This window comes from Nostoc sp. NMS4, from assembly GCF_017115095.1.
GTDB lineage: Bacteria > Cyanobacteriota > Cyanobacteriia > Cyanobacteriales > Nostocaceae > Nostoc.
In genome coordinates this window covers 1-5126 of record NZ_JABXKI010000364.1, presented here as the reverse complement: position 1 = coordinate 5126, position 5126 = coordinate 1, and the positions used below count along the sequence as shown (strand labels likewise).

The following is a 5126-nucleotide window of genomic DNA, read 5'->3' as shown; positions in this document are numbered from 1 at the left end:
CTTGTACGCTATACCATCGCACCAAGAAGAAAACTCCCTACTCATACTCATCCGGGAATGCAGATTGGACGAGTAGAGGCGGGAACTTTAACTTTTACTGTTGTAGAAGGAGAAGCTAAAGTAACAAAAGCTAACGGCACAAAATTGATTCTTCAAAAAGGAAAAACTATACAGCTTACAGTTGGAGATTCTTTAGTTGAATCTGTCGGAATAGTTCATTATGGAGAAAACCAAACAAACAAACCGATTATTCTGTTGTCTGCTTCTCTATTTAATGCTAATCAACCAAAAGCTATTTTAACCAATCCTGAAAACAAATGAATTTGATGAGAGATTTCGACTTTTGTTAGAGGTCTACTCATTAGTATTTTAAATGGCATCACACAGATAACGATATGAGTCGCCAGAGTTAGCTCGCCGTAGGCATCGCCCCGTGGTCGGATATGATTAAACTTGGTTAGCCCTACCCCACACCATACCCTGTGTACTCTCTAGCATAGACAGGCTGCAAACCCAATACAATATCTTCTTTTATTACACCCATCACTACTAATTCATCAGCAATCAACTTATCAGTCTGGTTACGTTGAATCCAAATTTTATAGTTCTTAATATCCAAATGCATCACGCAATTATAAATGCGGTGGTGTTTATCCCATCCCAAATCAACAATTTGATAATGGTCGTGTTCTGTATCAAAAATTATTTGCGTCTCAATTTCATCGTTTATCGGTCTAACATCGCCGTATTCAGTCAATAGTTGTTGAATACACTGACGATAAAATGCTAGTTTATCCATTTAACTATTTTTCCCTGATACTTGTTGTTAACTTAAGTAATCTTACAGTGGGGCAGTAACAAACAGGAAAGCTATAAAAGCGACAAAGCTTTGGAGTCACGAGCAAATGACAAGTCAAGAATTGCCAGATTCTAACCAAGAAATCCTGTTGGAACGGTATCAAGTCCAACAGGAACTCGGCAAAAAAGCCGGACGGCGATCGCTGCTAACTCGTGACTTACAAACTCTAGAATTAGTAGTAGTCAAAATACTGTCCTTTGGTAATGAATTTGAATGGAACGACCTCAAATTATTTGAGCGGGAAGCTGAAACACTCAAAGCACTTTCCCACCCAGCCATTCCCGGCTACCTTGACTACTTTGAGCTAGATTCACCCAACAGCAGAGGATTTGCACTCGTACAAAGTTATATCCCAGCCCAATCTCTAGAAGCACAACTCAAAGCTGGGCGTAGTTTCAGTGAAGAAGAAGTTAAGGAACTAGCAAAAGCCATTCTAGAAATTCTCAAATATTTGCATGGCCGTCAACCGCCCGTCATTCATCGTGACATCAAGCCAAGCAATATTCTATTAACAAATCGCTCTGGTAATAGTGTAGGTGAAGTGTACTTAGTAGATTTTGGTTCAGTGCAAACCATCGCCAGAAGAAGTAGCACAATTATAGTAATGGGAACTTACGGCTATGTACCACCAGAACAATTTAATGGTAGAGCTATTCCTGCTTCTGACCTTTACAGTTTGGGAGCCACTTTAATTTATTTGGTAACAGGTCAGGATCCAGCAGACTTACCACAAACAGACTTGCGGCTTGAATTTGAACAAGTAGCCAATATTAATCCTACTTTCAGCAGTTGGTTGAGGAGAATGACAGAACCGATTGCGAGTAAACGTTTGACTTCTGCTGAAGATGCTTTGCAAGCCTTAAACAAACTAGGAAACACATCTCAGATTCCCACGATACAAAGTAATTTCTCCCCTCAAAAACCTCCTGACAGTAAAATTGTCTTGACTAAGAATGCTAACTTTTTAGAAATTATCATCCTACCTAGAGGTTTCCTTAGCCAAAGAACTATTATGAATTTAATTCTATTTATACCAATTATTTTATTTATCCCTGTATTGCCAATTTTTGCTGAGGGGAATATTATTAACTTGGCATCTTTGGCATCTTTAATATTATTTTTATCCCTTATAATTTTATTATTTATTTATATTTTAATAGGTGTATTTGGTAAAAAAAAGCTTTGTATTAATCAGCAGAAAATTGCCATAATTTATGAATTGTTTGGAATTAAACGGTTTCATCCATCTCCAAGCTTGAGACAAGATATTCTACGTCTAGAACGCAGTAAGGATACATATAATCAACCTTGCTTTACAATCTGGGCAGGAATAAAAAAGTATGATATTTTAAGTGGTGAATTTTATTTTTTTCCTGCTACTCCTCCAGAACTTGACTGGCTTGCTCATGAACTCAGCGATTGGCTAGGCTTACCAATTACTAGAGAGTAAATCACAAACTAAATTCGGCTGCACCATCCTCATCCACTTCTGCATCATTACCCATAGCAGTAGGCTTAAATTTAGAGCCATGAATTAATTCACCAAATGCAATTCCTGGATTTTGGTGAAGAATATTCAGCACACTCATAAAATCTCGCACAATTTCTCCTGGTGTAAGTAATGCTTCTGCACCCAAGCGATTAATAATTTCTTGCACAAACTCCTTCAACTCACGATTTGTCAAAGTCTGTTCATACCCAAAATTGAGTGCATGAATCTCAGCTAAACGTTGCAAAAGCGTCAATATTTCTGCTTCACTCAACGGATTTAGCCGAATCACTGGCCCTAAATGTTCCTGAACATTAGCTTGGGCAACAAAACGGCTTTCTTTTGTGCGTCTTTGCCAAGCTTGGTCTGCAAAAAGCCCTCGTTTGGGGTCTTCTAAAAACTTAGTTGTTCCACCAACAACAATACCAAGATGTTCTGCTTTGCACTGCATCGTATCGTTAAACATTGCGAGGAGTCGATTATAATTCTTTTCCCGCGTGACTGTAGTAGATATTTGATATAAATGTACAGCTTCATCAACTAAGATTAACAGTCCTTTATAACCAATTTCAGCGACAAATTTCGCAAACAGTTTTATATAATCATACCAGCTATCATCATCAATAATAACGCGCACTCCTAAAGCTGCTTTTGCCTCAACCTTAGTAGTAAATTCTCCCCGCAACCAGCGCATTGCCGCATTTTTTAAATTATCATCATCCATTCGGTAGCCACGCCAATAAGCGATAATCACGCTACCGAAATCAAAACCGTGAACTAAATCTTCAATATACTGAACTACTTCTCTAATTTTCGATTCAACTTGGTCATCAAAACCATCGTCATTCGGACGCATTTCAGTTTCTTTAACCACTTCTTGTTGAATTTTATTAATCCATCCTTCTAAAATCGAGACTAAAGCACCACCATCAGGACGAGTTTTTGTAGCTAGGTGGCTCATTAATTCTCGATAAGTCGCCACACCTTCATTGTTGCTCCCAGCTAATCGGCGTTCGGGGGATAAATCAGCATCAGCTACGACAAAACCTTGCTCCATTGCGCGGTTACGAATTAGTTGCAGTATAAAACTTTTCCCAGAACCGTAGTTACCAATTATAAAGCGAAATGCTGCAACACCTTCTGCAATATCATCGAGATTTTGTAATAGGCTTTTTAGTTCTTTTTCTCGACCTACTGCGATATATTCAACTCCCACTCTTGGTACTACCCCCGCACCAAGGGAATTGATTAAAGCAGTGGAGATTTTCTTCGAGATTTTCAGTTTTGCCATGTATTACACTTTACTTTATTTTAAACGCAGAAGCAGGTAGTAAGTATGGTACATATTTACCTTACTACTAATCTGATGACGGCAATAAAAATTTAATTTGACGAAGCGTGTCTAGCCATAAGACCTTCATACATTGCAATCATTTTTTTGACATCTGTTATGTGTTCCTGATAAACTTTTGGACTTTCCGAATCAGAATTAATTATTAATTCACCAATAGTATCATTTGCCCGTTCATTTATAGAATCGATTAATAAATTTGGCATAGTGATATTTGCTTCGGCAATTTTTTTAATAGCACTATTGGGATTATCTTGTTCAACTATAGCTTTTAATACTTGTAACTCATATCCTGGGATATTTTCGAGAAAATTAGTCCATTCTTCCGGTATGTTTTCTGATGTCTCAACTTCCGAAATGTCAATGACATCTGAAGATTCAATTATTTCCGAAAAAGGAAAAAATTCAATATCATCTTCTGGGGAATTATCAGACAAAGATTCTGGATTGAATGTTTCTACTTGTTGTAGTAATTCCCATACTTGATTTTGTAATGAATCTCGTTCTTCTTGCAATAATGAAACTTGACCTTGTAATTGCTGTAATTCGGCTTTGTGTTCTGCTAGTTTGGTTTGTGAAGAATCAAGAATAGCTTGGATATTTTCTCTTTCGGTTTTCGTTGCTACAAGCAATTGATTATTTTGGGTTGTCTCAACTTCTAGCTCTTGAATTGCAATTCGCAACTCATATAATTTTTCTTCTAATTGTGGTTTGAGTCTACCTAAAAGAGTTAAATTACTTTCAACTTCTTGTTTCTCGCGTTGTAGCTCAGAAATTTGACTTTGCAACTGGGTGATTTCAGCACGAGATACATTACAATTTGACTCTAAACGCCGCTTCTCTGCTGTGAGGATAGAAAACGCATTGTTCAATTCAGTTTGATTATTCTGCAAATTGTTAATTTCAGTTTGCAGATTACTAATTTCAGTTTCTAATTGCTTCTTTTGTCCGGCAAATGTTCTTAATTCTCGATGTAGACTATCTCTTTGTCCACGGCTTTCTATGACTTGATTTTGTAGCTGTTGTGATTCAGCATATAATAAATTATGATGTTCTTCAATTTTATTTATTTCTCTGACCACGCGAGCCTTTAATCCCTCCATATCTTTAATTCGCTTGCGGAGAGAACCTAAAACATACATTTCATAATTTCTGCGCCGCTTGTCTATGAATAATGCTGTTGTATGGATAGTAACGGCAGTAATTACACCTGTGAGAAAGGCTTTATTAAAATCCCAGCTTGGGACAAGGCTAAGACCAAAACTCACACTAAAGGCAACTATCACTAGTATAAATCGATTGCTGATCGTTACTGATTGCATATTACTGGTTTTTAGCGTAGTTAAATTATCTGAATAAGTAGCTCTCATACTAATTCGTAATTCGTAATGACGCGACGCTCCTGCGTCGCTAACGCTTCGCTATCG

At 37.3% G+C, this 5126-nt stretch carries 5 protein-coding genes; 2 read left to right on the top strand and 3 right to left on the bottom strand.

The window, feature by feature from the left end:
- A partial coding sequence (locus tag HWQ37_RS31165) for a cupin domain-containing protein (protein WP_292754562.1) occupies positions 1-321 on the top strand: 321 nt, incomplete at its 5' end.
- Positions 322-463: 142 nt separating this feature from the next.
- Here the strand turns inward: HWQ37_RS31165 and HWQ37_RS31160 are convergent.
- Entirely contained in the window at positions 464-799 is a 336-nt protein-coding gene (locus HWQ37_RS31160; RefSeq protein ID WP_292754560.1) for a XisI protein, read from the bottom strand.
- 106 nt (positions 800-905) lie between these two features.
- Between HWQ37_RS31160 and HWQ37_RS31155 the strand changes: the two genes are divergently transcribed.
- Positions 906-2309 (top strand): serine/threonine protein kinase, encoded by a 1404-nt coding sequence (locus tag HWQ37_RS31155; protein ID WP_292754557.1) that lies wholly within the window; start codon positions 906-908, stop codon positions 2307-2309.
- 1 nt (position 2310) lies between these two features.
- On the opposite strand, the gene HWQ37_RS31150 is transcribed toward HWQ37_RS31155, so the two are convergent.
- Complete coding sequence (locus tag HWQ37_RS31150; protein ID WP_292754555.1) at positions 2311-3639, bottom strand: ATP-binding protein; 1329 nt, start codon at positions 3637-3639, stop codon at positions 2311-2313.
- Positions 3640-3731: 92 nt separating this feature from the next.
- Positions 3732-5021 carry a tellurite resistance TerB C-terminal domain-containing protein gene (locus HWQ37_RS31145; protein WP_292754552.1) on the bottom strand — a complete coding sequence of 430 codons (1290 nt, stop codon included), beginning with the start codon at positions 5019-5021 and terminating at the stop codon, positions 3732-3734.
- Positions 5022-5126: the final 105 nt, after the last annotated feature.

Bases quoted from the DNA above. Each gene is read 5' to 3' on its own strand.
- HWQ37_RS31150 (WP_292754555.1), bottom strand. From the start codon at position 3,639: ATGGCAAAACTGAAAATCTCGAAGAAAATCTCCACTGCTTTAATCAAT.
- HWQ37_RS31155 (WP_292754557.1), top strand. From the start codon at position 906: ATGACAAGTCAAGAATTGCCAGATTCTAACCAAGAAATCCTGTTGGAA.
- HWQ37_RS31145 (WP_292754552.1), bottom strand. From the start codon at position 5,021: ATGCAATCAGTAACGATCAGCAATCGATTTATACTAGTGATAGTTGCC.
- HWQ37_RS31160 (WP_292754560.1), bottom strand. From the start codon at position 799: ATGGATAAACTAGCATTTTATCGTCAGTGTATTCAACAACTATTGACT.